The organism is Pseudomonas sp. SIMBA_068 (genome assembly GCF_046534705.1).
Lineage (GTDB): Bacteria > Pseudomonadota > Gammaproteobacteria > Pseudomonadales > Pseudomonadaceae > Aquipseudomonas > Aquipseudomonas putida.
The window spans coordinates 1-380 of sequence record NZ_JAWRYI010000116.1 but is presented as its reverse complement, the minus strand read 5'-3'; the positions used below and the strand labels follow the sequence as shown (position 1 = coordinate 380).

Annotated in this window: 1 protein-coding gene; it reads right to left on the bottom strand. The window is 57.9% G+C overall.

The window, feature by feature from the left end:
• On the bottom strand, window positions 1-339 hold a 339-nt coding region (locus SB756_RS28430), incomplete at its 3' end, for an Arm DNA-binding domain-containing protein (protein WP_410912831.1).
• Window positions 340-380: the final 41 nt, after the last annotated feature.

The window sequence follows — 380 nt, the reverse complement described above, 5'->3', positions numbered from 1 at the left end:
GTGCCACTCTAGGGCAACGGTTTCAAAGAGAAGGCTCGCCCGCTGGGCTGCGATCTTGGCCTTCTGCTTTTCTTCCATCGGATCAAGGTTGTCGAGCAACAAAGCCTTGGCCTCATCACGCTTGGTCCTCGCGACGGCCAACGAAACGATGGGGTACTTGCCGATGATCAGCGTGCCTTCCTTGCCGTTGGGTTTGAAATACCGCAGCCGCCAAGTCTTCGAGCCACTGGGCGTGACGTATAGGTACATACCCCCGCCGTCGAACAGTTTGTAGGCCCGATCACGCGGCTTGGCCGTGCGGCATTTGAGGTCGCTGAGCGGAATGGCTAGGCGTGGCATAGGGGTACGTTCTCCATTCAGGAAAGACGCTGTACCCCAAA